The sequence below is a fragment of the Streptomyces sp. NPDC054834 genome, assembly GCF_053611185.1.
This window is the reverse complement of sequence record NZ_JBSGZV010000006.1, coordinates 35088-61473: the sequence shown is the minus strand read 5'-3', so window position 1 is coordinate 61473 and position 26386 is coordinate 35088. Positions and strand designations below refer to the sequence as shown.

The following is a 26386-nucleotide window of genomic DNA, read 5'->3' as shown; positions in this document are numbered from 1 at the left end:
CTGCACGAACGCCACCGGGGGAACACCTGCCCGGCGAACGCTCAGCCACCCAGGGGAAGTTGCTGGACCAGCAGCTTTCCGGCCATCGTCACTCCGCCGTCCATCGCGATGGCCAGCCCGTCCGCGTAGACGTGGGGTCCCTCGACCACGGGGCCGGTGTCCTCGTCCTCTTCCTCGGAGCCGACCTCGCCCAGGAGGTAGGGGATGGGGCTGTGGCCGTGAACGATGCGGGTGCCGCCGTACGTATCGAGGAGGGAGCGCACTGCTTCGGCGCCGCCCTCGCGGAAGGAGAAGCGCTTGGTGAACTTGCGGAACAGGTCCCAGACTTCGTCCGCGTCGTTGCGCGTGATGGTCTCGCGGACGGTGTCATTGACCGCTTCGATGGAGTCGCCGTAGTCGAGATAGGCGGTGGTGTCGGAGTGCACGAGCAGGTAGCCGTCGACCTCCTCGACGGCGTCCAGGCGGGCCATCCACTGCAAGTGGTGGTCCTGGAGACGGTCCATGTCGGTCTTCTGGCCGCCGTTGAGCAGCCAGGCCGCCTGGAAGGTGGCGGTGCCGGCGCCCGAGTTGACGGGGGTGTCGCCGAACCGCTTGGCGCCGAGCAGCAGCAGCTCGTGGTTGCCCATGAGTGCCTTGCAGTAGCCGCCGGCGGCGGCGGACTCGGCGGACAGCCGCATGACCAGGTCGATGACGCCGATGCCGTCCGGGCCGCGGTCGGTGAAGTCACCGAGGAACCACAGCCGGGCGGTACCCGCACACCACTGGCCGGCGGCGTCGATCAGGCCCTTCTCCTGGAGGGCGGCGATCAGCTCGTCGAGATAGCCGTGCACGTCGCCGACGACGTACAGCGGGCCCGGTCCGGTGGTGGGCTGCGCGGCCGGTGCGGGCCCGGGCTCGACGGTCACCTGGACGGTGTCGCCCCGGTTGATGACGGGCAGGTCGCGCTCGGTGGGCGTGTACCCCTCGGGATACGCCTCCTCGGCGGTGGGGACGGTGTCGCCGGGGTGGGTGCTGCGCACGTACGGACCGGTCTCGTGGATGTACGCGGGCACCCGGAAGTCGCGCAACGTCGTCGTCCGCTCCACCTCGGGTCCCTGACCGGCCCCCTGAGTCATCAGACCCCTCCACCATCGCGCCGCAGCTGCACCGCATCGGACTGCCTGGTCGCAGCGGCCCGCGGTGTCGTGGGCCCATCATAGGAATGCGGATCGCGCCGTGTGATGACCCAGGGGTGGTGAATCGGAGCAAGACGCCAGTTCACCGCGGCATTCGCCCCGTTTGGGCAGGGGTTCGGCCGACTGTTGATTTCGGTGTCGGCCGACTGTGGTCCCCCCTCGGGCCTCGTCGGCGAGTCTCCGGGCACTCCCTTTCCGTCGCGGCGCCAGGACCGGCCGTCAGCTCCTCTCCGGCGCGCGCGGCGGGCTGATGGTCGTACGAGGCGGCCGGCGCTGGGAGGAGGTGCGCACGATCAGCTCCGTCGGTATCACCTGCTCCACCGGGTGGTCCGACTCCACGCCCTCGATGGCGTCGATGAGTAGCTGGACCACGGCCGTGCCGATGCGGCGGGGCTTGAGGGAGAGCGTGGTGATGGGCGGCTCGGTGTTGGCGTACACGGTGGACTCGCTGCAGCAGACCAGGAGCAGGTCGTCCGGGACGCGCAGGCCGTAGCGGCGGGCGGCGGCCAGCAGGTCGGTGCCGTTCGGGTCGAACAGGCCGTAGACGGCGTCCGGCCGGTCGGGCCGGGCGAGTAGCCGGTCGGCGGCGACGGCTCCGGCGCAGGGGTCGTGCGCCGGGTAGGCCTCGTACACCGGATCCTGGCCGACCCGCTCGCACCAGTTCAGGTACGCGGTGGTCGACAGGTGGGTGTAGGTGTCCGTGGTCGTTCCGGTGAGCAGGCCGATCCTGCGGGCCCCGGCGGCGGCGAGGTGGTCCAGGATGCCGAGGACCGCGGCCTCGTGGTCGTTGTCGACCCAGGCGGTGACCGGGAGGGACCCGGCGGGACGGCCGTCCGAGACGACCGGCAGGCCCTGCCGGACCAGCTCGCTGACCACGGGATCCTTGTCGGAGGGGTCGATGACGACCGTGCCGTCCAGGGCGACGTTCGACCACACGTCGTGGCGGGAGGTCGCGGGCAGGATCACGAGGGCGTAGCCGCGGGCGAGCGCGGCCGAGGTGGCCGCGCGGGCCATCTCGGCGAAGTACGCGAACTCGGTGAAGGTGAAAGGTTCATCCCCGTAGGTCGTCACGGTCAGGCCGATCAGACCGGATTTGCCGGTACGGAGTGTGCGGGCGGCGGCCGAGGGGCGGTACCCCAGCCGGTCGGCGACCTCACGGACATGGCGGCGGGTGGCATCCGGGAGCCGGCCCTTGCCGTTGAGGGCGTCGGAGACGGTCGTGATGGAGACCCCGGCGGCGGCGGCAACGTCTCTGATGCCCGCCCGGCCCGGCCGACTGCCTCGACGTGAGGTTTCCGCGCGGCTCACCTGGTGCTTCCCTGCTGCTGTCATGGCGAGCCGATAGTAGGGCTCATGCGGTGGGGTAGTGCGGACGCATATGCACGCGTTGACAGGCACGTTTCTGCATGGTCATAGAGGGCCAACTACCTTAGAAACAAAGGTAGTTGAACGTTCCAAAGGCAAGACGTGGCTTGTCGGCGCGTATAGGCCTGCTAAGTGCCCGATGTTTCGAAGAGGTCTCAACTCACCTTCACGGGTGATGCGCGCCAGGGCGCGAGCCACCGGCGCATAGATATATGTGAGGCGCGCCCCCCCGATACGTACGCCTTGGGTGGTGATGCCCTTGATGCCGGTCCGGCGGAACGCATTGTTCAGCGAGCCGTACGAGGTCACCGCTCAGCTGTACGCAGAAACGCCGAATCCTCATAAGGTGAGGAGTATTAAAAGCCGGCGGCGCTGACGGTCCGCCGGTGGTCGCGAGGAGGACTGCGGTGAGCGAGACGAGCCCCAAGCTGCGCGCCGAGCTGGAGGGTATCCCCACCTACAAGCCGGGCAAGGCTGCCGCGGCCGGTGGACCGGTCGCGTACAAGCTGTCCTCCAACGAGAACCCCTACCCGCCGCTGCCCGGGGTGATGGAGACCGTGACGGCGGCGGCCTGCTCCTTCAACCGCTACCCGGACATGGCGTGCTCCGGTCTGATGGACGAGCTGTCGGACCGCTTCGGCGTGCCGGTCTCCCACCTGGCCACCGGCACCGGCTCCGTGGGCGTCGCCCAGCAGCTGATCCAGGCCACCAGCGGGCCGGGCGACGAAGTCATCTATGCCTGGCGGTCCTTCGAGGCGTACCCGATCATCACGCAGATCAGCGGGGCGCGGTCGGTGCAGGTGCCGCTCACGCCGGGCGATGTGCACGACCTGGACGCGATGGCGGACGCGATCACCGACCGGACCCGGCTGATTTTCGTCTGCAACCCCAACAACCCGACGGGCACCGTCGTGCGGCGGGCCGAGCTGGAGCGCTTCCTCGACCGGGTGCCCCGCGATGTGCTGGTGGTGCTGGACGAGGCCTACCGGGAGTTCATCCGGGATCCCGAGGTGCCCGACGGTGTCGAGTTCTACCGGAGCCGGCCGAACGTCTGCGTGCTGCGGACCTTCTCCAAGGCGTACGGTCTCGCCGGGCTGCGGGTCGGCTTCGCGATCGCCCATGAGCCGGTGGCGGCGGCGCTGCGGAAGACGGCGGTGCCCTTCGGCGTGAGCCAGCTGGCGCAGGAGGCGGCGATCGCCTCGTTGCGCGCGGAGGACGAGCTGCTCGGCCGGGTCGGCTCGCTGGTGTGCGAGCGCAACCGCGTGGTCGACGCGCTGCGCGCCCAGGGCTGGACCGTGCCCGAGACCCAGGCCAACTTCGTGTGGCTGCGGCTGGGGGAGCGCACGGTCGCGTTCGCGCAGGCCTGTGAGCAGCACGGTGTCGTGATCCGGCCGTTCCCGGGCGAGGGCGTGCGGGTGACCGTCGGGGAGACCGAGGCGAACGACATCTTCCTGAAGGTGGCGGAAGCGTTCCGCAAGGAGTCCTAGACGGGCCGTGGGCCGACCGGATCCTGCCTGGTGGGACCGGTCGGCCCGACTGAAGGACCCCCCGCCTCTCCGCTGTCGAACGGCCATGCGTCATAATGGCTTGTGAATGTGAACGCATTCACAAGCCTGTCGAGTAAGGAGGCCGGCGACGTGGAGTTGGCTTTGGCGCCGGAGACGCTGGCGCGCTGGCAGTTCGGCATCACCACCGTCTACCACTTCCTGTTCGTCCCCCTGACGATCTCCCTGGCCGCCCTCACGGCCGGGCTGCAGACGGCGTGGGTGCGCACGGAGAAGGAGAAGTACCTCAAGGCCACGAAGTTCTGGGGCAAGCTCTTCCTGATCAACATCGCGATGGGGGTCGTCACCGGCATCGTGCAGGAGTTCCAGTTCGGCATGAACTGGTCCGACTACTCGCGCTTCGTCGGCGACATCTTCGGCGCCCCGCTCGCCTTCGAGGCCCTGATCGCGTTCTTCTTCGAGTCCACCTTCATCGGCCTGTGGATCTTCGGCTGGGACAAGCTGCCCAAGAAGATCCATCTGGCCTGTATCTGGATGGTCTCGCTCGGCACGATCCTGTCGGCGTACTTCATCCTCGCGGCCAACTCGTGGATGCAGCACCCCGTCGGCTACCGGATCAACAAGGCGAAGGGCCGCGCGGAACTCACCGACTTCTGGGCGGTGCTGACCCAGAACACCGCGCTCAGCCAGGCCTTCCACACCCTCTCCGCGGCCTTCCTGACCGGCGGCGCCTTCATGGTCGGCATCGCCGCCTACCACCTCACCCGCAAGAAGCACATCCGCGAGATGAAGACCTCACTGCGGCTGGGCCTGGTCACGGTCGTCATCGCGGGTCTGCTCACCGCGGTCAGCGGTGACGTGCTCGGCAAGGTGATGTTCAAGCAGCAGCCGATGAAGATGGCGGCCGCCGAGGCGCTGTGGGACGGCCAGAAGCCGGCGCCGTTCTCGATCTTCGCCTACGGCGATGTCGACAAGGGCCACAACACCGTGGCCATCGAGATACCGGGCCTGCTGTCCTTCCTCGCCAACGACGACTTCACCTCGTACGTGCCCGGCATCAACGACGTCAACAAGGCGGAGAAGCAGAAGTTCGGGCCCGGTGACTACCGGCCCAACATCCCCGTCGCCTTCTGGGGCTTCCGCTGGATGATCGGCTTCGGCATGACGTCCTTCGCCATCGGCCTGGCCGGGCTGTGGCTGACCCGCAAGAAGTTCCTGCTGCCGCAGCACCTGCGGGTGGGCGACGACGAGGTGCCGCATCTGGTCCTGCTCCCGAACAAGGCGCTCGGCCCCAAGCTCACCACCTGGTACTGGCGCATCGCGGTCTGGACGCTGGCCTTCCCGCTGATCGCCAACTCCTGGGGCTGGATCTTCACCGAGATGGGCCGCCAGCCGTGGGTCGTCTACGGCGTCCTCCAGACCCGCCAGGCGGTCTCCCCCGGTGTCTCCCAGGGCGAGGTCCTCACCTCGATGATCGTCTTCACCACGCTGTACGCCGTCCTCGCCGTCGTCGAGGTCAAGCTGCTCGTGAAGTACGTCACGGCCGGACCGCCCGAGCTCACCGAGGCCGACCTCAACCCGCCCACGAAGATCGGCGGCGACACCCGTGACGCCGACAAGCCGATGGCCTTCTCGTACTAGGCCTCGGGTCAAGGGAGCTGCACTGTCATGGAACTTCACGACGTCTGGTTCGTCCTGATAGCCGTCCTGTGGACCGGCTACTTCTTCCTCGAGGGTTTCGACTTCGGGGTCGGCATCCTCACCAAGCTGCTCGCCCGTGACCGGCCCGAGCGGCGGGTGCTGATCAACACCATCGGTCCCGTCTGGGACGGCAACGAGGTGTGGTTGCTCACGGCGGGTGGCGCGACCTTCGCCGCCTTCCCCGAGTGGTACGCCACCCTGTTCTCCGGCTTCTACCTGCCGCTGCTGGTCATCCTGGTCTGCCTGATCGTCCGGGGCGTCGCCTTCGAGTACCGCGCGAAGCGGCCCGAGGAGAACTGGCAGCGCAACTGGGAGACGGCGATCTTCTGGACCTCTCTGATCCCGGCCTTCCTGTGGGGCGTGGCCTTCGGCAACATCGTGCGGGGCGTGAAGATCGACCAGCACTTCGAGTACACCGGGAACCTGGTGGACCTGCTGAACCCGTACGCGCTGCTCGGCGGACTGGTCACCCTGACGCTGTTCACCTTCCACGGCGCGGTGTTCACGGCTCTCAAGACCGTCGGGGACATCCGGACGCGGGCACGGACGACCGCTCTCCGGGTCGGCCTCGTCGCCGCCGTGCTGGCGCTGGCCTTCCTGCTGTGGACGCAGACCGACAGCGGTGACGGCAAGAGCCTGGTCGCTCTGATCGTGGCGGTCGTGGCACTGGTCGCGGCACTCGTCGCGAACCAGGCCGGGCGCGAGGGATGGTCGTTCGCCCTGTCCGGGGTCACCATCGTGGCCGCGGTCGCGATGCTCTTCCTGTCGCTCTTCCCGAACGTCATGCCGTCCACGCTCAACGAGCACTGGAGCCTCACGGTCACCAACGCCTCGTCCAGCCCGTACACCCTGAAGATCATGACCTGGTGCGCGGCGATCGCCACCCCGCTCGTGCTGCTGTACCAGGGATGGACGTACTGGGTGTTCCGGAAGCGGATCGGGACCCAGCACATCGCCGAAGCAGCGCACTGAGGTGTGTTTCACGTGAAACCGATCGATCCGCGTCTCCTCCGGTACGCCCGCGCCACCCGGCTGTTCCTGGTAGCGGTCGTCGGCCTGGGCGCCGTCGGGGCGGGACTGGTCATCGCCCAGGCCATGCTCATCGCCGAGGTGGTGGTCGGTGCCTTCCAGCACGGTCGGCCGGCCGCTGAACTGAGCACTCCCCTGCTGCTGTTGGCGGCCGTGGCGGTCGGCCGCGCGCTGGTCTCCTGGCTCACCGAACTGGCCGCGCACCGGGCCAGTGCGGCGGTGAAGTCGGAACTGCGCGGGCGGCTCCTCGAGCGGGCGGCGGCGCTCGGTCCCGGCTGGCTGAGCGGGCAGCGGACCGGCTCGCTGGTCACGCTGGCCACCCGGGGCGTCGATGCGCTGGACGACTACTTCTCGCGCTGTCTGCCGCAGTTGGGGCTCGCGGTGGTCGTACCGGTCGCGGTGCTGGCGCGGATCGTCACCGAGGACTGGGTGTCGGCGGCCATCATCGTCGGCACGCTGCCGCTCATCCCGCTCTTCATGGTGCTGATCGGCTGGGCCACCCAGTCCCGCATGGACGGCCAGTGGCGGCTGCTGTCCCGGCTCTCGGGGCACTTCCTGGACGTCGTGGCCGGGCTGCCCACACTGAAGGTGTTCGGGCGGGCCAAGGCGCAGGCCGAGTCCATCCGGCGCATCACCGGCGAGTACCGGCAGGCGACCATGCGGACCCTGCGGATCGCCTTCATCTCCTCCTTCGCGCTGGAACTCCTCGCCACGCTGTCCGTCGCGCTGGTCGCCGTGACGATCGGCATGCGCCTGGTCCACGGCGACATGGACCTGTACATCGGTCTGGTCATTCTGGTGCTGGCGCCGGAGGCCTACCTGCCGCTGCGCCAGGTCGGTGCGCAGTACCACGCGGCGGCAGAGGGGCTCGCGGCGGCGGAGGACATCTTCGCCGTGCTGGAGACGCCCGTTCCGGCGGCTGGGAGCGGTGCGGTGCCGTCGGGTGCGTCGGCCGTCGAGATGGCCTTCGAGGGGGTGACCGTCCGCTATCCGGGGCGTTCCGGGGACGCGGTGACGGATGTGACCTTCACGGTCGAACCCGGGGAGACCGTGGCGCTGGTCGGGCCCAGCGGCGCTGGCAAGTCGACGCTGCTGAACGTGCTGCTGGGGTTCGTGCGGCCCGATGCGGGCCGGGTGCGGATCGGGGGAGCCGATCTCGCCGGCCTCGACCCCGTGCGGTGGCGGTCGCGGGTCGCGTGGGTGCCGCAGCGGCCGCACCTGTACGCCGGGACGATCGCGGAGAACGTACGGCTGGCCCGCCCCGGCGCGGACGACGACGCGGTACGCCGGGCGCTGCGGGACGCGGGGGCGCTGGAGTTCGTGGACGCGCTGCCCGAGGGTGCCGCGACGGTGCTCGGCGAGGACGGGGCCGGGCTGTCCGCCGGCCAGCGCCAGCGGCTCGCGCTGGCCCGGGCCTTCCTCGCCGACCGGCCCGTGCTGCTGCTGGACGAGCCGACGGCCGCGCTGGACGGCGCGACCGAGGCCGACGTGGTGGCGGCGGTCCGGCGGCTGGCCGTGGGGCGGACCGTGCTGCTGGTGGTGCACCGGCCGGCGCTGCTGGAGGTGGCGGACCGGGTGGTGCGGCTGGCGGAGGCCGAGGCCCCCGCGCCGCTGGACCCCCGGTCGCGGACGGCCACGGCCACGAGGACAGGGGAGGCGCCGAACGGCACCCTCGCGGAGAACGAGCCCGAGACGGACCTCGCTGTGTCCTCGGGGGACATCCTCGGCCGCGTCCGTGCCCTCGCCGGCCCCCGCCGCGCACGGCTCGCGCTGGCGCTCCTGCTCGGGTCGCTGGCGCTCGGCAGTGCCGTGGGGCTGATGGCGACCTCCGGGTGGCTGATCTCCCGGGCCTCGCAGCAGCCGCCCGTGCTGTACCTGATGGTGGCCGTGACGGCGACGCGGGCCTTCGGGATCGGGCGGGCGGTGTTCCGGTACGCGGAGCGGCTGGTGTCGCACGACGCCGTGCTGCGGATGCTGGCCGACACCCGGGTGGCCGTGTACCGGCGGCTGGAGCGGCTGGCCCCCGCCGGGCTGCGGCGGACCCGGCGGGGCGACCTGCTGACCCGGCTGGTCGCCGACGTGGACGCGTTGCAGGACTACTGGCTGCGCTGGCTGCTGCCCGCCGGTGTCGCGGCGGCCGTCTCCACCGCCTCCGTCGGCTTCACCGCGTGGCTGCTCCCCGAGGCCGGGGCGGCGCTCGCGGCGGGGCTGCTGGCCGCAGGGGCCGGGGTGCCGCTGCTGACCGGTGCCGTGGCCCGGCGCGCGGAGCGGCGGCTGGCACCCGCCCGGGGAGTGCTCGCGACCCGGGTGACCGACCTGCTGACCGGCACCGCCGAGCTGACAGTCGCCGGTGCTCTGCCCGCCCGTACGGAAGAGGCACGGCGAGCCGACGGCACCCTCACCCGGATCGCACGGCGCGCCGCCACCGCCACCGCGCTCGGCGACGGGCTCACCGCGCTGTGCTCCGGCCTGACCGTCGCCGCCACCGCTCTGCTGGGCGCGCAGGCGGTCGCCGGGGGGCGGCTGAGCGGTGTGGCGATGGCCGTGGTCGTCCTGACTCCGCTGGCCGCCTTCGAGGCCGTACTGGGCATGCCGCTCGCCGTGCGGTACCGGCAGCGGGTGCGCCGGAGCGCGGAGCGCGTGTACGAGGTGCTGGACGCGCCCGAGCCCGTACGGGAACCGGAACGGCCCCGGCAGGCGCCCGCGTCGCCGTTCCCGGTCGTCCTCGAGGGACTGACCGCCCGCTACCCGGGAGCGGACCGGGACGCGCTCACCGGGCTGGATCTGACGCTCGCCGAGGGGCGGCGCGTGGCCGTCGTCGGACCGTCCGGGTCCGGCAAGACGACCCTCGCCCAGGTGCTGCTGCGGTTCCTCGATCCGTGGGCGGGCTCCTGGACGCTGGCGGGTGTCGACGCCCGCACGCTCGACGGCGACGACGTACGGCGGCTGGTCGGGCTGTGCGCGCAGGACGCGCACCTCTTCGACAGCTCCGTGCGCGAGAACCTGCTGCTGGCGAAGAGGGATGCCACCGAGGCGGAGCTGCGGGACGCGCTCGCGCGGGCCCGGCTGCTCGACTGGGTGGACGGGCTGCCCCACGGGCTCGACACGCTGGTCGGCGAGCACGGGGCGCGGCTGTCGGGCGGTCAGCGGCAGCGGCTGGCGCTGGCCCGTGCGCTGCTGGCCGACTTCCCGGTGCTGGTGCTCGACGAGCCCGCCGAGCACCTGGACCTGCCGACGGCCGACGCGCTGACCGCCGATCTGCTGGCCGCCACCGAGGGCCGGACGACACTGCTCATCACGCACCGGCTGGCCGGGCTGGAGGCCGTGGACGAAGTGGTCGTGCTGGACGAGGGGCGGGTGGTGCAGCGGGGGCCGTACGCCGAGCTGGCCGCCGTGGACGGTCCGCTGCGCGGGATGGCTCAGCGGGAGGCGGCGGCGGAAGCGCCGGCCGGCGCCCGCTGACGCCCGGTGCCTCGGCTCGTCACAGCCGTTCCGCCAGCAGCCGTTCGATGATGACGGCGACCCCGTCCTCGTTGTTGGCCACCGTCCGTCCCGAGGCGGCGGCCACGACGGCCGGGTGGGCGTTGCCCATGGCGTAGGACCGGCCCGCCCAGGTCAGCATCTCCACGTCGTTGGGCATGTCCCCGAAGGCGACGACCTCCTCGTGCGAGATCCCGCGCTCGGCGCAGCACAGGGCGAGCGTGCTGGCCTTGGAGACGCCGGGGCCGCTGATCTCCAGCAGGGCGCTGGGGCTGGAGCGGGTGACGGTGGCCCGGTCGCCGATGGCGAGGCGGGCGACGGTGAGGAACGCGTCGGGGTCCAGCGTGGGGTGGTAGGCCAGGATCTTCAGGACGGGCTCGTCGGGGGCCGCGCCACCGGGAGCCAGCAGGTCCTCGGCGGGCGCGAGGTCGTCCGGTATCTCCATGTGGAGCTTCGGGTAGTCCGGCTCCTGGTGGAAGCCGTACGTCTGCTCGATCGCGTACACCGTGCCGGGGGCCGCGTCGCGCAGCAGGCGTACGGCGTCGAGCGCGTTGGGCCTGGCCAGCTCGCGCACCTTCACGAACCGGTGGGTGCCGGGGCCGCCGTGCAGGTCGACCACGGCGGCGCCGTTGCCGCAGATCGCCAGGCCGTGGCCGTGGACGTGCTCACTGACGACGTCCATCCAGCGGGCGGGGCGGCCGGTGACGAAGAAGACCTCGATCCCCGCCGCCTCGGCGGCGGCCAGCGCGGCGACCGTTCGGGGGGAGACCGACTTGTCGTCGCGCAGCAGGGTGCCGTCGAGATCGGTGGCGATCAGCCGCGGCGGGACGGTGCGGGCCGGGGTCTCTGGCTGTCGAGTCGCTGAGGTCACCGCGCCATTCTCGCGCATATGCCCGCACGGCCGTGCGGGACTTCGCACAGATGAGTCACAGTCGGTTCACGGACCGCACTCGGCCGAGGTCAGCGCAGCTGTGCCGGGGCCTCCATGGCGATCTGCTCGAAGACCTTCTCGTCGGCGGCGAAGACGGAGTCGGGGATGGGCCAGTGGATCACGATCTCGGTGAAGCCCAGCTCCTGATGCCGGCCCGCGAAGTCCACGAAGGCGTCCAGGGACTGAAGGGGGCGGCCGCGGTCCGGGGTGAAGCCGGTGAGCAGGATCTTCTCGAGGCCGGCCGTGTCCCGGCCGATCGCGGCGCAGGCGTCGGCCAGCTTGCCGACCTGCCCGCGCAGGGCCTCGACCGACTGCTCAGGCGTGCCGTTCTCGTACAGCTTGGGGTCGCCGGTGGTCACCCACGCCTGGCCGTGCCGCGCGGCGAGCCTCAGGCCGCGCGGGCCGGTGGCGGCCACCGCGAAGGGCAGCCGGGGGCGCTGGACGCAGCCGGGTATGTTGCGGGCCTCGTGTGCCGAGTAGAAGTCGCCCTCGTACGACACCCCGGCCGGGCCGTCCTCGGTCAGTAGCCGGTCCAGCAGCGGGACGAACTCGGCGAGCCGGTCGGCCCGCTCGCGCGGGGTCCAGGGGTCCTGCCCGAGCGCCGTGGCGTCGAAGCCGGTGCCGCCCGCGCCGATGCCGAGGGTGACCCGGCCGCCGGAGATGTCGTCGAGGGAGATCAGCTCCTTGGCCAGCGTCACCGGGTGCCGGAAGTTCGGCGAGGTCACCAGCGTGCCCAGCCGGAGTCGGTCGGTGACGGACGCGGCGGCGGTCAGCGTCGGTATCGCGCCGAACCAGGGGCCGTCGCGGAAGCTGCGCCAGGACAGGTGGTCGTAGGTGTACCCCGTGTGGAAGCCCAGCTGCTCGGCCCGCACCCAGGCCGAACGGCCGCCCTCGCTCCAGCGACGGTACGGAAGGATCACGGTGCTCAGACGCAGACTCATGAACTTGAGCCTAGGGGGCGGACCTCGTTTCACGTGAAACGGTCACCGCACGCGGCTGCTCAGCCACGGACTGAGACTGATCGCCGGCATGTACTCCTTGTGCGTACGGTCTCCGGAGAGCGGGACCAGCAGGAAGTAGGCCGGCGGGAAGCGGCGTGCCTTGACGTACGCCAGGTCGCCGAGGACGGAGCGGAGGAAGGCGGGCACGTCGTCGCGTGGGATGTCGGGGCACTCGACGCCCTCGACGGTGATCAGTGCGTCGTCCTCGGGATACAGCCGCACGGTCACCTCGGGCGCACCGGCGAACTCGACGAAGGCCTCGTGCGGGAATGAGCCGTCGGGGTCGGTCGTGACACCGACACCCGCCGCGGTGCGGCGAGAGGTCTGGTCGGCGCCGATGTCGTGAGTGACCTCAATCTCACGCGCGTACTCGTCGGCGATCGCTTGGCAGGCGGTGACGGCGGCTTCCGTCGTCGGGAGGCGGTCCATACGACCGATCATGCCGGACAGGGGTCAGTGCGTTCTGGGAAACCGCAGGTACTGAGGCGGCACGGCCTTCGTCAGCCACACCCCGTTCGCGCTGACGTGGAAGACGTGGCCGATGCGGTGCATGGCGGCCGCGTCGACGGGAAGGACGACGGGCCGGCCGCGGCGGGCACCGACCCGCTCGGCCGTCTCGCGGTCGGCCGACAGGTGCACGTCGTGCCGGTTCATGGGCCGCAGGCCCTCGGCGCGGATCGCGTCCAGGTTGCGGGCCACGGTGCCGTGGTAGAGGTACGCCGGCGGCGTCGCCGGGGGCAGCCCGAGGTCGACGTCGATGCTGTGGCCCTGGCTGGCGCGGATCCGGGTGCCCTCGACCGCGAACCGCTTCTTGTCGTTCACGGCCACCACATGGTCGAGTTCCTCGCGCGTGAACCGGAACCCGTGCGCGGTGGCCGCGGCGATCAGCGTGCCGATCTCGATCCAGCCGCCCTCGTCGAGCGTGAGGCCGATCCGCTCGGGCTGGTGGCGCAGGTGCTTCGAGAGGTACTTCGACACCTTCACGGTGCGTCTTTCGTCCATCCCCTCAGCATGGCGGGAGAGACGGGAATCACGCATTTTGTTTTGCCGGTGAGGTTTGGTCCACAAGCAAGTATGGTTATCCACAAGCCAGTTGGCGGCTCTGTGGACAACTCGCCTCCGTTCCGGGGGAGTTCACCGAGAAGGGGAGCTCACCGGGATCACAAGCGCGGTTCCACCCGGGCGAGCGCCCGCAGCGCCCCGGGCAGGAAGCGGGACAGCAGGTGCGCGCCACGGGCCTCCGGGGTCACCGGGACCAGGGGCTTGTTGCGGGCCACCGCGTCCAGGACGGCGTGGGCGACCTTCTCCGGCGGGAAGTTGCGCAGGCCGTACAGGCGGGCGGTCCGCTTCCGGCGCCGCTTCTGCTCCTCGGCGTCCACGCCCGCGAAGACGGCCGTCGACGTGATGTTCGTGTTGACGAGGCCGGGGCAGACCGCCGTCACGCCGATGCCCTGGCCGGCCAGCTCCGCCCGCAGGCACTCGCTCAGCATGAGCACCGCCGCCTTGGAGGTGCTGTAGGCGGGCAGCGCCCGGGAGGGCTGGTACGCCGCCGCCGAGGCGATGTTGACGATGTGGCCGCCCTGTCCGCGCTCGGCCATCCGCGCGCCGAAGAGCCGGCAGCCGTGGATGACGCCCCACAGGTTGACGTCCAGGACCGTGCGCCAGTCGTCCGGTGTCGTGGCGAAGAAGGAGCCGGACAGGCCGATGCCCGCGTTGTTGACCAGCACGTCGACCACGCCGTGCGCGGCGGCGACCCGCTCGGCCAGCTTCTCCATGGCCTGCTCGTCGGAGACGTCGACCGGTTCCGCCCAGGCTCCCGGGGCGCCGTGCAGCCGGGACAGCTCCGCGGTACGGGCGGCGGACTCCGCGTCCCGGTCGACGGCCAGCACGCGCGCGCCGGCCTCCGCGAACGCGAGCGCCGTGGCCCGCCCGATGCCACTGCCCGCGCCGGTCACCAGGACCAGCTGACCGGCGAATCGGTCGGCGTGGCGGCCGGTCGGCCTCGGCGTGGGGCGGCCGTCCTCGACGCCCGTGACGAACTCCCCGATCCAGGCGGCCAGCTGGTCGGGCCGGGTGCGGGGAATCCAGTGCCCGGCCGGCAGCGTGCGGCGGGTCAGCCGCGGAACCCACTGCTCCAGGTCGTCGTACAGCCGCTCCGACAGGAACATGTCCTCCAGGGGCGTGATGAGCTGCACGGGCGCGTGCGCGTACGCGTCCGGGCGGGGCCTGCGCAGCCGGAACCGTACGTTGTCCCGGTACAGCCAGGTGCCGTGCGCCGCGTCTGTGGGCAGGGACTCGGTGGGGTAGTCGTCGCCGGGCAGCTTCTCCACCCGCCGCAGGATCTTCGGCCAGTGCTTGGCCAGCGGGCTGCGCCAGGCCAGTTCGGGCAGGGCGGGGGTGTGCAGCAGGTACACGTACCAGGACCTGGCGCCCTGGCCGAGGAGCTGGCCCACGCGGCGGGGCGTCGGGCGCTTCACGCGCGCGTTGAGCCAGTGCCCGAAGTGGTCCAGGGACGGCCCGGACATCGAGGTGAAGGACGCGATCCGGCCCTTGGCGCGCTCCACGGTGACGAACTCCCAGGACTGCACCGAGCCCCAGTCGTGCCCGACGAGGTGCACCGGCCGGTCCGGGCTGACCGCGTCGACCACCGCCAGGAAGTCGTCCGTGAGCTTGGCCAGGGTGAAGCCGCCGCGCAGCGGTCGCGGTGCCGTGGAGCGGCCGTGGCCCCGGACGTCGTACAACACGACGTGGAAGCGGGCGGCGAGGCGGACCGCGACCTCGGACCAGACTTCCTTGCTGTCCGGATAGCCGTGCACCAGGACGACCGTCGGCCGGTCCGGGTCCCCGAGCTCCACCACGCACAGCTCGACCCCGCCCGTGTGTACCCGGCGCTCCCGCGCGCCCTCCAGCGTCGTCACTTCGCCTCCGCCCACCGTCGGCTCCGGCCGCGCCGCGTGCCCGCGGCCCGCTTCACGCGACTGTTCCAGTTGTTAGACCGAGCGTCAACAGCCCGGACGGTCGTGCGACTTCAGGGTTACCCCTAGGGCCCCGTACGACTGGAGGCTGACGCCAAGACTGCTCTCCGGTCTGACGTCCGGCGTGGCCCCCGTCACTACCTTCTAAGACGTGACTGTGATCGCGACCGAAAGCCTGAGCAAGCGGTTCCCCCGGGTGACCGCGCTTGACCGGCTCTCCGTGGACGTGGGACCCGGTGTGACGGGGCTCGTGGGTGCCAACGGAGCCGGCAAGTCCACACTGATCAAGATCCTGCTGGGTCTGTCCCCCGCCACGGAGGGCCGCGCCGAGGTGCTCGGCCTCGACGTCGCCACCAAGGGCGCCGTCATCCGCGAGCGCGTCGGCTACATGCCGGAGCACGACTGCCTGCCGCCCGACGTCTCGGCCACCGAGTTCGTCGTGCACATGGCCCGCATGTCCGGCCTGCCGCCTGCCGCCGCCCGCGAGCGCACCGCCGACACACTGCGCCACGTGGGCCTGTACGAGGAGCGCTACCGCCCCATCGGCGGCTACTCCACCGGTATGAAGCAGCGCGTGAAGCTGGCCCAGGCCCTGGTGCACGACCCGCAGCTGGTCTTCCTCGACGAGCCGACCAACGGCCTCGACCCGGTCGGCCGTGACGAGATGCTCGGCCTGATCCGCCGTATCCACACCGACTTCGGCATCTCGGTCCTGGTCACCTCCCACCTCCTGGGCGAACTGGAGCGCACCTGCGACCACGTCGTCGTCATCGACGGCGGCAAGCTGCTGCGCTCCAGCTCCACCACCGACTTCACCCAGAGCACGACCACCCTCGCGATCGAGGTCACCGACACCGACGACCACCCCGACGGCACCCGCGCGGTCCGCGAGGCGCTCCACGCGCGCGGGATGGACACCCACGCCGAGGGCGCCGGACTTCCCGGCGCCGGACACATCCTGCTGCTGACCGCCTCGGGCGAGGAGACGTACGACCTCGTGCGCGACGTCGTCGCCGACCTGGGCCTCGGCCTGGTGCGCATGGAACAGCGGCGGCACCACATCTCCGAGGTGTTCACCAGCAGCGACGAGCAGCGGAAGGAGGCCGTCGGTCATGGCGGTTGAGTATCCCCTGGCAGCGCCGGGCGACCAGACCCGCATCCACAACATCGGCTACCGCAGCTACGACGGCCCCCGCCTCGGCCGCGCCTACGCCCGCCGCTCCCTGTACTCGCAGTCCCTGCGCGGCGCCTACGGCCTCGGCCGCTCGGCGAAGTCCAAGGTGCTGCCGATGCTGCTGTTCGCGGTGATGTGCGTGCCCGCGGCCATCATGGTCGCCGTCGCCGTCGCCACCAAGGCGCACGAGCTGCCCTTGTCCTACACCCGCTACGCGATCGTCATGCAGGCCGTGATCAGCCTGTACGTCGCCTCGCAGGCACCCCAGTCCGTCTCGCGCGACCTGCGCTTCAAGACCGTTCCGCTGTACTTCTCGCGGCCCATCGAGACCGCCGACTACGTACAGGCGAAGTTCGCGGCGCTCGCCTCGGCGATGTTCATCCTCACCGGCGCCCCGTTGCTCGTGATGTACGTGGGCTCGCTGCTCGCCAAGATGGGCTTCGCCCACCAGACCGAGGAATTCGCCCAGGGACTGGTCTCCGTGGCCCTGCTCTCGCTGCTCTTCGCCGGCATCGGCCTGGTCATCGCGGCCGTCACGCCGCGCCGCGGCTTCGGCATCGCCGCCGTGATCGCCGTGATGACCATCTCCTACGGCGCGGTCTCCACCCTCCAGGCCATCGCCGACGCCCAGGGCAGCACCGGCGCCGTCCCGTGGATCGGCCTCTTCTCGCCCATCACCCTGATCGACGGGGTGCAGTCCGCCTTCCTGGGCGGCACCTCGGCCTCCCCCGGCGGGGTCGGCCCGTCCAGCGGACAGGGCGTCGTGTACGTCCTCGTCGCCCTGGGCCTGATCGCCGCCGCCTACGGCCTCCTGATGCGCCGCTACAAGAAGGTGGGCCTCTGATGACTGTGCTCTCCATCGACCACGTCTCCCGCTGGTTCGGCAACGTGGTCGCCGTCAACGACATCACCATGACCATCGGCCCGGGCGTCACCGGTCTGCTCGGCCCCAACGGCGCCGGGAAGTCCACCCTGATCAACATGATGGGCGGCTTCCTCGCCCCCTCCACCGGCACCGTCACCCTCGACGGGCAGCCGGTGTGGCGCAACGAGGAGATCTACAAGCACATCGGCATCGTCCCCGAACGGGAGGCGATGTACGACTTCCTCACCGGACGCGAGTTCGTCGTCGCCAACGCCGAGCTGCACGGGCTGGGGGACAAGGCCGCCCAACGCGCCCTGGCCACGGTCGAGATGGAGTACGCGCAGGACCGGAAGATCTCCACCTACTCCAAGGGCATGCGACAGCGCGTGAAGATGGCGTCCGCGCTGGTCCACGACCCGTCCCTGCTCCTGCTGGACGAGCCCTTCAACGGCATGGACCCGCGCCAGCGCATGCAGCTGATGGACCTGCTGCGCCGCATGGGCGACGAGGGCCGCACGGTGCTGTTCTCCTCCCACATCCTGGAGGAGGTCGAGCAACTCGCCTGGCACATCGAGGTCGTCGTCGCCGGACGGCACGCGGCCAGCGGCGACTTCCGCAAGATCCGCCGCCTGATGACCGACCGCCCCCACCGCTACCTGGTGCGCTCCAGCGACGACCGCGCCCTCGCGGCCGCGCTGATCGCCGACCCGTCGACCTCCGGCATCGAGGTCGACCTCACCGAGGGCGCACTGCGCATCCAGGCCGTCGACTTCGGCCGCTTCACCACCCTGCTGCCGAGGGTCGCCCGCGACCACGGCATCCGGCTGCTCACGGTCTCGCCGTCCGACGAGTCCCTCGAGTCCGTGTTCTCGTATCTGGTCGCGGCGTAGGAGGCCCATGATGTACGACCCCACAGTCGCCCGGCTCACCTACCGGGCCCTGCTCGGCCGTCGCCGGGCCCTCATCCTGGGCGCCCTGCCCCTGCTGCTGATCGTGATCTCCGTGGCCGTACGCGCTCTGACCGGAGCCGACGACCAGACGGCCTCCGACGTCCTCGGCGGCTTCGCGCTCGCCACGATGGTGCCGATCATCGGTGTCATCGCCGGCACGGGCGCGATCGGACCGGAGATCGACGACGGCTCGGTGGTGTACCTGCTGTCCAAGCCGCTGAAGCGGCCGACGATCATCCTCACCAAGCTGATCGTGGCGATCGCGGTGACCATGGTGTTCTCCGCGGTGCCGACGATGATCGCGGGGCTGATCCTGAACGGCAACGGCCAGCAGATCGCCGTCGCCTACACGGTGGCCGCGCTGGTCGCCTCGATCGCTTACGCGGCGCTCTTCCTGCTGCTCGGCACGGTGTCCCGGCACGCCGTGGTGTTCGGGCTCGTCTACGCCCTCGTCTGGGAGGCCCTGTTCGGCTCCCTGGTGCCCGGCGCGCGCACGCTGAGCGTCCAGCAGTGGTCGCTGGCCGTCGCCCACAAGGTCGCCGGCGGGGACCTGGTCACCTCGGACGTCTCGCTGGCCACGGCTTCGGTGCTGCTGGTGGCGGTCACCGTGCTGGCCACCTGGTACGCGGGACAGAAGCTGCGGTCGCTGACGCTGGCGGGCGAGGAGTAGGCGCGGACGGCGTCTTGACGGGGACTTCACCTCCGTCCGCGCACACTGGACAAAGCGGATGAACGGCTAGGAGGACGGGGATGGCGGAGGAGACACCGGAGAGCGGCGTCTGGGACGAGGTCGTCCTGGACGAGGACTTCATACGGGCCGCCGAGACCTCCGAGCCGTCCGCCCGCGCCCGGATGCTCGCCGCCCGCTGGCGCGCCGGGTCACCGGAGCCGCAGCCCTGGCGATCTGACGAGCCGCCGGCGGGGTGGTTCTTCAGCACGGCGCGTCGTCGCAGGTGGCGGCGCCGGTAGCGGCCCGAGGCCGCGGTTAATTCAGTGGCGTCCAACTCGGCGGCGGGGCACAGTGGTTGTGCCCCATCCGCCGGGAGTGTCCCGGCGCCACATTCTGGGAGAGGAGCCGGGCGATGTCCATGCACGACAGTACGTCCGGCTCCCGACAGGGCAGCCCGCGGCAGGCTCCGGTGTAGTTACCCCACCGTGGAGCCCGCCCCGCACGGGGTGCTGCCCGGGGCGGTCGCTTCGAGCACGCGATGTCGCTCTCGCGTGGACCGCCCACCCGGAGGATTGGCCGAGTGGTAAGGCACTGGCTTGCGCTGTGTTCCATCAGAGGCAAGTCAAGGTCGGGCCTGAAAAGCCCGCGCACGTTCGATCCGTGCATCCTCCGCACAGGCGCGGCTGAAAGCTCAGCCGAGCAAACGTTCCAGCACCACCGCGATGCCGTCCTCCTCATTGGAGGAGGTCACCTCGTCCGCGACCGCCTTGAGTTCCTCGTGGGCGTTGGCCATGGCCACGCCCCGGGACGCCCAGGCGAACATCGGGATGTCGTTGGGCATGTCGCCGAAGGCCAGCGTGTCGGCGGCCTTCAGGCCCAGGCGGCGGGCCGCCAGCGACAGGCCCGTGGCCTTGGACAGGCCCAGCGGCAGCAGCTCCACGATGCCCGCACCCGCCATCGCGACGGAGACGAAGCCGCCCGCGGCCCGCTGGGCCGCCTCGGCCAGCTCGTCGTCCGACAGGTCGGGATGCTGGATGTAGATCTTGTTCAGCGGGGCGCTCCAGAGGTCCGACGCGTCCGTGAACGGAACCGAGGGCAGCGTGCCGGTGACCGCGTAACCCGGGCCCACCAGCACGTCGCCGTCCAGTCCGTCGCGGCTCGCCGCCAGGTAGAGCGGACCCACCTCGGCCTCTATCTTGGCCAGCGCCAAGCCCGCCAGCTGCCGGTCCAGGGTCACGGAGGTCAGCAGGCGGTGCTCGCCGGCGTGGTAGACCTGCGCGCCCTGCCCGCAGACGGCGAGGCCGTCGTAGCCGAGGTCGTCGAGGATGTGCCGGGTCCAGGGGACCGCGCGGCCCGTGACGACGATGTGCGCGGCGCCCGCCGCGGTGGCCGCGGCGAGCGCCTCACGAGTGCGCTCGGAGACCGACTCGTCGGAGCGCAGGAGCGTCCCGTCGAGGTCGGTGGCGATGAGCCGGTAGGGGAAGCTCTCGCTCACTTGGCGACCGGCTCCAGGACCTCCCGGCCGCCCAGGTACGGGCGCAGCACCTCGGGCACCCGCACGGAGCCGTCGGCCTGCTGGTGGTTCTCCAGGATCGCGACGATCGTGCGCGGTACGGCGCACAGCGTGCCGTTGAGCGTCGCCAGCGGCCGGACCTGCTTGCCCTCGCGGACGCGGATCTGGAGGCGCCGGGACTGGAACTCGGTGCAGTCCGAGGTCGAGGTCAGCTCGCGGTACTTGCCCTGGGTCGGGATCCACGCCTCGCAGTCGAACTTGCGCGCGGCCGAGGCGCCGAGGTCACCGGTGGCGACGTCGATGACGCGGAACGGCAGCTCGAGCGAGGTCAGCCACTGCTTCTCCCAGTCCAGCAGGCGCTGGTGCTCGGCCTGCGAGTCCTCGGGAGTGACGTAGGAGAACATCTCGACCTTGTCGAACTGGTGGACGCGGAAGATGCCCTTGGTGTCCTTGCCGTGCGAGCCGGCCTCGCGGCGGAAGCACGGCGAGAAGCCCGCGTAGCGCAGCGGCAGCCGGTCCCCGTCGATGATCTCGTCCATGTGGTACGCGGCCAGCGGCACCTCGGACGTGCCGACCAGGTACAGGTCGTCCTTGTCGAGGTGGTAGACGTCCTGGGCCGCCTGGCCGAGGAAGCCGGTGCCCGCCATGGACTGCGGACGGACCAGCGCGGGGGTCAGCATCGGGGTGAAGCCCGCGGCCGTCGCCTGGGCGATCGCCGCGTTCACCAGCGCCAGCTCCAGCAGGGCGCCGACGCCGGTCAGGAAGTAGAAGCGCGATCCGGAGACCTTCGCACCGCGCTCCACGTCGATCGCGCCGAGGAGCTGGCCGAGTTCCAGGTGGTCCTTGGGGTCGAAGCCCTCGGCCGTGAAGTCGCGGATCGTGCCGTGCGTCTCCAGCGTGGCGAAGTCCTCCTCGCCGCCGACGGGCACGTCGGGGTGGACGAGGTTGCCGAGCTGGAGCAGGAGCTGCTGGGTCTCGGCGTCGGCCGCGTCGCGCTCGGCGTCGGCGGCCTTGACGTCGGCCTTCAGCTGCTCGGCGCGCTTGAGGAGCTCGGCCTTCTCGTCGACGGTGGCCTTGGGGATGAGCTTGCCGAGCTGCTTCTGCTCGGCGCGCAGCTCGTCGAAGCGGACGCCGGACGACCTGCGCCGCTCGTCGGCAGACAGGAGGGAGTCGACGAGCGCGACGTCCTCTCCACGGGCGCGCTGGGACGCGCGCACACGGTCGGGGTCCTCACGGAGCAGGCGAAGGTCAATCACGCGGTCAAGGCTACCGGTGCCGCGTTCCGGCTCACGACTCGGTTTTCCGAACTGCGGTGAACTACGGCTTACATACCGTTATGGGTGAATTGCGCACCGTGTCAATAAGTGCCGTCTCACTCCCTGGGACGAGGTATGTGAGAGGCGGCACATTGACTCGATTCCCTTGTGGTGAGCGGGACTTGGAGTCCCGGTTGTCCACAGCGATCCACGCCCCTCGATGAGTTATCCACAGGCTGTGCGGAAGGTCTGTGGATTACGGAATTGATCACTCCGGAAGTGTCGAACGGAGGGAAGAATTCCCGGTTCAAACTGCCCCGACACCCACTTTCGGTGGAAAAGGGTCGCCCCAAAAGATGAACCAAAGGAAACGGGTGGACGAAGGGTGATGTGCCTGGTGGTGCCCCTCGTTGCCACCGGTAGGGCGATTTGTCGACGAAGTCGCCCTACCCTGTCGACTTGTCCCCAGGTCCACATGAGGACCTGTGGATAACTCCTGTGGATAACGCTAGAAGCGCCCGTCCTGGCATCGCGCGACCCAGTCCGCCGCCGCCACGAACTCCTCGTCGGACGTCCCGGGCAGCGTGGGCCGTACTCCTTCCGGTGCGATGTCCGCACGCGGGTACGAGCCGAGGAACCGTACCTGGAGACAGATCCGCTTCAGCCCCATCAGCGCCTCGGCCACCCGCCGGTCGGAGATATGGCCCTCGGCGTCGATGCAGAAGCAGTAGTTGCCGATGCCGGCGCCCGTGGGGCGGGACTGGAGCAGCATGAGATTGATGCCCCGGGTGGCGAACTCTCCGAGCAGGTCGCGCAGCCCACCGGGGTGGTCGTCGCGCTGCCAGAGCACGACCGACGTCTTGTCCGCGCCGGTCGGGGCCGCGGGCCGCGCCGGACGGCCCACCAGCACGAACCTCGTCTGCGCGTTCTCCGCGTCGTGGATTCCGGTCTCCAGGGCGGTCAGGCCGTACCGGGCGGCCGCGAACTCACCGGCGAAGGCGGCGTCGTACCGGCCCTCCTGGACCAGCCGGGCGCCGTCCGCGTTGGAGGCGGCGGACTCCCAGACGACGTCCGGGAGGTTGGCCTTGAGCCAGTTGCGGACCTGGGGCTGGGCGGCCGGATGGGCGGTGACGGTCTTGATCTCGGACAGCTTCGTGCCCGGCCGGACCAGCAGCGCGAAGGTGATGGACAGCAGCACCTCGCGGTAGATCATCAGCGGCGCGCCCGCGACCAGCTCGTCCAGGGTGGTGGTGATGCCGCCCTCGACGGAGTTCTCGATCGGTACGAAGGCGGCCTCGGCCTCTCCGGCGCGCACGGCGTCCAGCGCCGACTGCACCGATACGTACGGGATCAGCTCCCGGGTGGCCGCCTCCGGAAGCGTGCGCAGGGCGACTTCGGTGAAGGTGCCCTCAGGGCCGAGATAGGCATAGCTCGCTGGCATGTCCTCACCCTAATGGCCGCGCGCGAACCCGGCCCCGGTGTCTCACGACTGCCCCCGTCGGGAGTGAACCGGGGTGACTTCACCCCTCCAGCAGCCGTTGCCCCACGTATTCTCCCCGGGCGGCGCCCCCGGGCACCGCGAACAGCCCGCTGGCCTCGTGCCGGATGTACCTGGACAGGGCGTCGCCCCGGTCGAGCTTGCGCTGCACCGGTACGAAGCCGCGCAGCGGGTCCGCCTGCCAGCAGACGAACAGCAGGCCCGCGTCGGGCGTCCCGTCGGCGTCGATGCCGTCGTGGTAGGAGAACGGGCGCCGGAGCATGGCCGCGCCCCCGTTCTGGTCGGGCCGGGTGATGCGGGCGTGGGCGTTGAGCGGCACGACGTAGTCGCCCTTGGCGTCCGCCTTCTCCAGGTCCATCGCGGTCGTCTCGGTGCCGCCCGACAGCGGCGCCCCGTTGGACTTGCGACGTCCGATGACCGCCTCCTGGGCCGTGGTCGACAGCTTCTCCCAGTCGTCGAGGAGCATGCGGATCCGGCGTACGACGGCGTAGGAGCCGTTGGCCATCCAGGCGGGGTCGCTCGAGCCGGAGGCCGGGACGAAGATCCGCTTGTCGAAGTCGGCGTCGGCGGGCTTGGGGTTGCGGGTGCCGTCGAGCTGGCCCATCAGGTTGCGGGCGGTCATGGGGTGGGCGGTGGCGCCCGGGGTGCGGTTGAAGCCGTTCATCTGCCAGCGGACGCGGGCCGCGCTGCCGGCGTCCTTCTGGATGGCGCGCAGGGCGTGGAAGGCGACGAGCGCGTCGTCGGCGCCGATCTGTACCCAGAGGTCGCCGTTGCTGCGGGCCTTGTCGAGGTGGTCCGAGGAGAAGTCGGGGAGGGGGTCGAGGGAGACCGGGCGCTGCTTATCCAGCCCGGTCCGGCCGAAGAAGCTGTGCCCGAAGCCGAAGGTGATCGTCAGGGACGACGGCCCGGCGTCCCGCGCCACGTCGGTGTCGTTGTGTGCGGCCGCCTCGCCCGCCATCAGCCGCTCGGCCGTGGCCGACCACCGGCGCAGCAGCGCTGCCGCTTCCTTGCGGCCCGCGCCCGCCGCGAGGTCGAAGGCGACCAGGTGGCCGCGGGCCTGGAGGCCTTCGGTGATGCCGGGCTGATGTTTCCCGTGAAACATCGCTCGGTCGGCGCCCACCGTGGTCAGCGGCGTGGCTCCGGCGGGGGCGGCGGCGTATCCCACGGCCCCGCCTGCCGTGCCGAGCACGAGGCCGGTGGCGCCGGCCGTGCCGAGGAGCTTGCGCCGTGAGAGGCCGTCCCGTGCGGAGCCGCTGTCGTGGACCTCGGCCACAGCGGTGTCGGAAGGACGAGCCTTCGGGATGGACTGGTCAGCCATGGTGCGGTTCAGCCGATCTGCGCGTTCTTGGAGACGGTCACCTGGTCGACGTCGGAGGTGCGCACGGTCACGGCGATCTTCCATTCGCCGGCCAGGGGAATCTGCACCCCGGTCGCGGCCCAGTGGCCGGTCGTGATGTGGTCGGGGGTCACGGGCAGCGGCCCGATCTTCTTGGCGGTGAGGGTGAAGGCGACCTTCACCTCGGGGATGTCGAAGGCGCGGCCGTTGGGCCGCTGGACGTAGACGTGCATTTCGTTGCCGCCCACGCGCGCGGGGTCGAGGTCGAGCCGTACGACGCCCTTGCCGTCCTGGCCGCCGGTGTCGAACGGCATGTCCAGGGTGAGCGCACCGGAGGAGGACGAAGAGGAGGACGAGGAGGACGAGGATGCGGCCGCCTTGGCCTCCTGCTCCGTGCGGCCCGGTTCGGTCTGCGTGAGCACCGTGGTGACCGTGAGCAGGACCACGGCGACGCCCGCCTCGGCGAGGACCGAGCGGCGCAGACCGAAGCGGTTGGGGTCGGCGTCCCGCATCCGCTTCTCCCGGGCGGTGTCCTCGGCGGCGCGCTGCCGGGCGAGCTGGGCGGCACGCTTGCCGTCTCCGGCCGCGGCGGGCGCGGTCACGCGCTCCTTGACCTCGGCCTTGACCTCGGCCTTGACCTTGGTCTCACTCGCCTCCTCAGCCTCCTCCTCGGCCTTCGCCTGCGCCTTCGCGGCCTTGGCCTGCTTCCCCGCCTTCGACACGGGCGCCGGGTCGGCGAGCCGTGCCGTCCACCGCCGTGAGACCGCCGCGATGCCGACCAGCAGTGCCACGAGCCCGATCTTGACCAGCAGCAGCTGCCCGTACCGGGTGTCGGTGAATGCCGACCAGGAGCCGAGCTGGCGCCAGGACTGGTAGACACCGGTCGCGACCAGCGCGGCGACGGAGCCGAAGGCGAGGCGGGAGAAGCGGCGCACGGCCGCGGTCTCGACCGGGGTCTCGGCGGGCGCCCGGTAGAGGGCGACCAGGAGGGCGGTGAGCCCGCCCAGCCAGGTGGCGACCGCCAGCAGGTGCAGCACGTCGACCGGCATGGCGATGCCCGGCTGGAGCCCGGTCGAGGCGTGCTCGGCCATCGCCCAGCTCGCCGCGAGCCCGGCGGCCACCACGGCCCCACCGATCGCGAGCCCGAAGGTCAGGTCCCGCTTCTCCTCGTTCTCCCGCTTGTCATAGGCGCCGAAGAGGACGGCGATGAACAGTGCCGCCGCGGCGAGCAGCAGCAGCCGGGAGACCAGCGCGGCGCCGGTCTTGGTCTGGAGCACCTGGCCGAGCAGGTCCAGGTCGAAGATGGCGCCGACCTTGCCGGAGCTGGTGTAGGAGCCGCGCAGGAGCAGCAGCCAGAGCGTGGCCGCGGTGATCGTGAGCCAGCCGCCGACGACGAGCCGCTGCATGGCCCGTACCCCGGAGCCGCGCTGCCAGCAGGCGAGCACGAAGGCCGCGCCGCCGACCAGCACGATGTAGCCGGCGTACGACATGTACCGCCCGAACCCGTACAGCCAGCCCACGACGCCGCCGCCCGCGGTCTGCCCGGAGACGGAGACGGTGGTCTGGGACGGGGCCCCGACGGAGAAGGTGTAGGCGCCGGACACCGGGTGGCTGTCCGCCGAGACGACCTGGTAGGCGACGGTGTAGGTGCCGTCGGCCAGGCCGCTCTTGAGCTGCACGGCGTAGGTGGTCCCGCTGATGTTGGACGGCTTGCCGACGTCGACCTTCTTGCCCTTGGGGTCGAGGACGTGCAGCGAGTCGTCGTTCATCGACACCTGCTCGGAGAAGGTCAGCGACACCTGGGTGGGCGCCTTCTTGACCACCACCCCTTGTGCGGGGTCGCTGCCGGTCAGCGCGGCGTGCGCGGAGGCAGGCCCCGCACCGGCCAGCAACGCGCCGGTTACGGCCAGGAACAGCAGCACCAGGGTGCGCAGGCGGGGGGTGATGGTCCGCGTCAAGATG

21 protein-coding genes and 1 tRNA gene are annotated in these 26386 nt (G+C 71.0%); 10 read left to right on the top strand and 12 right to left on the bottom strand.

The window, feature by feature from the left end:
• Positions 1-41: 41 nt before the first annotated feature.
• A complete protein-coding gene (locus ACWGJM_RS10645) occupies positions 42-1115 on the bottom strand; it encodes a metallophosphoesterase family protein (RefSeq protein WP_453411292.1) in 1074 nt (357 codons plus the stop codon).
• Positions 1116-1394: 279 nt separating this feature from the next.
• The gene (locus tag ACWGJM_RS10640) at positions 1395-2507 is read right to left on the bottom strand and encodes a LacI family DNA-binding transcriptional regulator (RefSeq protein WP_453411291.1); all 1113 of its coding nucleotides are present in this window, start codon (positions 2505-2507) and stop codon (positions 1395-1397) included.
• Between the two features lie 440 nt (positions 2508-2947).
• On the opposite strand from ACWGJM_RS10640, the gene hisC reads away from it, so the two are divergent.
• The 4 genes from hisC (at position 2948) to cydD (ending at position 10237) form a co-directional block, all read left to right on the top strand.
• Positions 2948-4027, top strand: coding sequence for a histidinol-phosphate transaminase (hisC, locus tag ACWGJM_RS10635; RefSeq protein ID WP_453411290.1), 1080 nt, complete (start codon positions 2948-2950; stop codon positions 4025-4027).
• Between the two features lie 150 nt (positions 4028-4177).
• Complete coding sequence (locus tag ACWGJM_RS10630) at positions 4178-5686, top strand: cytochrome ubiquinol oxidase subunit I (protein WP_453411289.1); 1509 nt, start codon at positions 4178-4180, stop codon at positions 5684-5686.
• Positions 5687-5713: 27 nt separating this feature from the next.
• Positions 5714-6718 carry a cytochrome d ubiquinol oxidase subunit II gene (cydB, locus tag ACWGJM_RS10625; protein ID WP_453411288.1) on the top strand — a complete coding sequence of 335 codons (1005 nt, stop codon included), beginning with the start codon at positions 5714-5716 and terminating at the stop codon, positions 6716-6718.
• Positions 6719-6730: 12 nt separating this feature from the next.
• Positions 6731-10237 carry a thiol reductant ABC exporter subunit CydD gene (gene cydD, locus ACWGJM_RS10620; RefSeq protein WP_453411287.1) on the top strand — a complete coding sequence of 1169 codons (3507 nt, stop codon included), beginning with the start codon at positions 6731-6733 and terminating at the stop codon, positions 10235-10237.
• A 19-nt stretch (positions 10238-10256) separates the two neighbouring features.
• Here the strand turns inward: cydD and ACWGJM_RS10615 are convergent, their stop codons facing one another.
• The 5 genes from ACWGJM_RS10615 to ACWGJM_RS10595 all read right to left on the bottom strand — a co-directional run bounded on the left by ACWGJM_RS10615 (position 10257) and on the right by ACWGJM_RS10595 (position 15105).
• On the bottom strand, positions 10257-11144 hold the full coding sequence (locus ACWGJM_RS10615) for an HAD hydrolase family protein (protein WP_453411286.1): 888 nt from the start codon (positions 11142-11144) through the stop codon (positions 10257-10259).
• A 71-nt stretch (positions 11145-11215) separates the two neighbouring features.
• Positions 11216-12127 carry an LLM class flavin-dependent oxidoreductase gene (locus ACWGJM_RS10610; protein WP_453411285.1) on the bottom strand — a complete coding sequence of 304 codons (912 nt, stop codon included), beginning with the start codon at positions 12125-12127 and terminating at the stop codon, positions 11216-11218.
• 42 nt (positions 12128-12169) lie between these two features.
• Positions 12170-12628, bottom strand: coding sequence for a hypothetical protein (locus ACWGJM_RS10605; protein ID WP_453411284.1), 459 nt, complete (start codon positions 12626-12628; stop codon positions 12170-12172).
• Between the two features lie 12 nt (positions 12629-12640).
• The gene (locus tag ACWGJM_RS10600; RefSeq protein WP_453411283.1) at positions 12641-13189 is read right to left on the bottom strand and encodes an RNA 2'-phosphotransferase; all 549 of its coding nucleotides are present in this window, start codon (positions 13187-13189) and stop codon (positions 12641-12643) included.
• A 158-nt stretch (positions 13190-13347) separates the two neighbouring features.
• Positions 13348-15105, bottom strand: a complete 1758-nt coding sequence (locus tag ACWGJM_RS10595; RefSeq protein ID WP_453411282.1) for an SDR family oxidoreductase — start codon at positions 15103-15105, stop codon at positions 13348-13350.
• A gap of 214 nt (positions 15106-15319) precedes the next feature.
• Here ACWGJM_RS10595 and ACWGJM_RS10590 point away from each other — a divergent pair, with 214 nt between their 5' ends.
• The 6 genes from ACWGJM_RS10590 (at position 15320) to ACWGJM_RS10565 (ending at position 19493) form a co-directional block, all read left to right on the top strand.
• Positions 15320-16285: an ABC transporter ATP-binding protein gene (locus tag ACWGJM_RS10590; protein ID WP_453411496.1), complete on the top strand. Its 966-nt coding sequence runs from the start codon at positions 15320-15322 to the stop codon at positions 16283-16285.
• Positions 16275-17180 (top strand): ABC transporter permease, encoded by a 906-nt coding sequence (locus ACWGJM_RS10585; protein WP_453411281.1) that lies wholly within the window; start codon positions 16275-16277, stop codon positions 17178-17180. Before ACWGJM_RS10590 ends, ACWGJM_RS10585 begins: the two co-directional genes overlap by 11 nt.
• On the top strand, positions 17180-18091 hold the full coding sequence (locus tag ACWGJM_RS10580) for an ABC transporter ATP-binding protein (protein WP_453411280.1): 912 nt from the start codon (positions 17180-17182) through the stop codon (positions 18089-18091). The genes ACWGJM_RS10585 and ACWGJM_RS10580 overlap by 1 nt, the downstream gene beginning before the upstream one ends.
• A gap of 10 nt (positions 18092-18101) precedes the next feature.
• A complete protein-coding gene (locus ACWGJM_RS10575; protein WP_361799023.1) occupies positions 18102-18821 on the top strand; it encodes an ABC transporter permease in 720 nt (239 codons plus the stop codon).
• 80 nt (positions 18822-18901) lie between these two features.
• Positions 18902-19120, top strand: a complete 219-nt coding sequence (locus ACWGJM_RS10570; protein ID WP_453411279.1) for an SGM_3592 family protein — start codon at positions 18902-18904, stop codon at positions 19118-19120.
• Positions 19121-19387: 267 nt separating this feature from the next.
• Positions 19388-19493 (top strand) — tRNA-OTHER (locus tag ACWGJM_RS10565).
• Positions 19494-19512: 19 nt separating this feature from the next.
• Here the strand turns inward: ACWGJM_RS10565 and ACWGJM_RS10560 are convergent.
• The 5 genes from ACWGJM_RS10560 to ACWGJM_RS10540 all read right to left on the bottom strand — a co-directional run bounded on the left by ACWGJM_RS10560 (position 19513) and on the right by ACWGJM_RS10540 (position 26382).
• The gene (locus ACWGJM_RS10560; protein ID WP_453411278.1) at positions 19513-20316 is read right to left on the bottom strand and encodes an HAD family hydrolase; all 804 of its coding nucleotides are present in this window, start codon (positions 20314-20316) and stop codon (positions 19513-19515) included.
• Positions 20313-21590, bottom strand: a complete 1278-nt coding sequence (gene serS, locus ACWGJM_RS10555) for a serine--tRNA ligase (protein WP_453411277.1) — start codon at positions 21588-21590, stop codon at positions 20313-20315. Before serS ends, ACWGJM_RS10560 begins: the two co-directional genes overlap by 4 nt.
• A gap of 508 nt (positions 21591-22098) precedes the next feature.
• The gene (gene pheA, locus ACWGJM_RS10550) at positions 22099-23031 is read right to left on the bottom strand and encodes a prephenate dehydratase (RefSeq protein ID WP_453411276.1); all 933 of its coding nucleotides are present in this window, start codon (positions 23029-23031) and stop codon (positions 22099-22101) included.
• Between the two features lie 79 nt (positions 23032-23110).
• Positions 23111-24406, bottom strand: coding sequence for an iron uptake transporter deferrochelatase/peroxidase subunit (gene efeB / locus ACWGJM_RS10545; protein WP_453411275.1), 1296 nt, complete (start codon positions 24404-24406; stop codon positions 23111-23113).
• Positions 24407-24414: 8 nt separating this feature from the next.
• A complete protein-coding gene (locus tag ACWGJM_RS10540) occupies positions 24415-26382 on the bottom strand; it encodes a copper resistance CopC/CopD family protein (protein ID WP_453411274.1) in 1968 nt (655 codons plus the stop codon).
• Positions 26383-26386 lie beyond the last annotated feature (4 nt).

Bases quoted from the DNA above. Each gene is read 5' to 3' on its own strand.
- ACWGJM_RS10645 (WP_453411292.1), bottom strand. From the start codon at position 1,115: ATGACTCAGGGGGCCGGTCAGGGACCCGAGGTGGAGCGGACGACGACG.
- ACWGJM_RS10640 (WP_453411291.1), bottom strand. From the start codon at position 2,507: ATGACAGCAGCAGGGAAGCACCAGGTGAGCCGCGCGGAAACCTCACGT.
- cydB (WP_453411288.1), top strand. From the start codon at position 5,714: ATGGAACTTCACGACGTCTGGTTCGTCCTGATAGCCGTCCTGTGGACC.
- ACWGJM_RS10615 (WP_453411286.1), bottom strand. From the start codon at position 11,144: ATGCGCGAGAATGGCGCGGTGACCTCAGCGACTCGACAGCCAGAGACC.
- ACWGJM_RS10610 (WP_453411285.1), bottom strand. From the start codon at position 12,127: ATGAGTCTGCGTCTGAGCACCGTGATCCTTCCGTACCGTCGCTGGAGC.
- ACWGJM_RS10605 (WP_453411284.1), bottom strand. From the start codon at position 12,628: ATGATCGGTCGTATGGACCGCCTCCCGACGACGGAAGCCGCCGTCACC.
- ACWGJM_RS10600 (WP_453411283.1), bottom strand. From the start codon at position 13,189: ATGGACGAAAGACGCACCGTGAAGGTGTCGAAGTACCTCTCGAAGCAC.
- ACWGJM_RS10585 (WP_453411281.1), top strand. From the start codon at position 16,275: ATGGCGGTTGAGTATCCCCTGGCAGCGCCGGGCGACCAGACCCGCATC.
- ACWGJM_RS10580 (WP_453411280.1), top strand. From the start codon at position 17,180: ATGACTGTGCTCTCCATCGACCACGTCTCCCGCTGGTTCGGCAACGTG.
- ACWGJM_RS10575 (WP_361799023.1), top strand. From the start codon at position 18,102: ATGTACGACCCCACAGTCGCCCGGCTCACCTACCGGGCCCTGCTCGGC.
- ACWGJM_RS10570 (WP_453411279.1), top strand. From the start codon at position 18,902: ATGGCGGAGGAGACACCGGAGAGCGGCGTCTGGGACGAGGTCGTCCTG.
- pheA (WP_453411276.1), bottom strand. From the start codon at position 23,031: ATGCCAGCGAGCTATGCCTATCTCGGCCCTGAGGGCACCTTCACCGAA.
- efeB (WP_453411275.1), bottom strand. From the start codon at position 24,406: ATGGCTGACCAGTCCATCCCGAAGGCTCGTCCTTCCGACACCGCTGTG.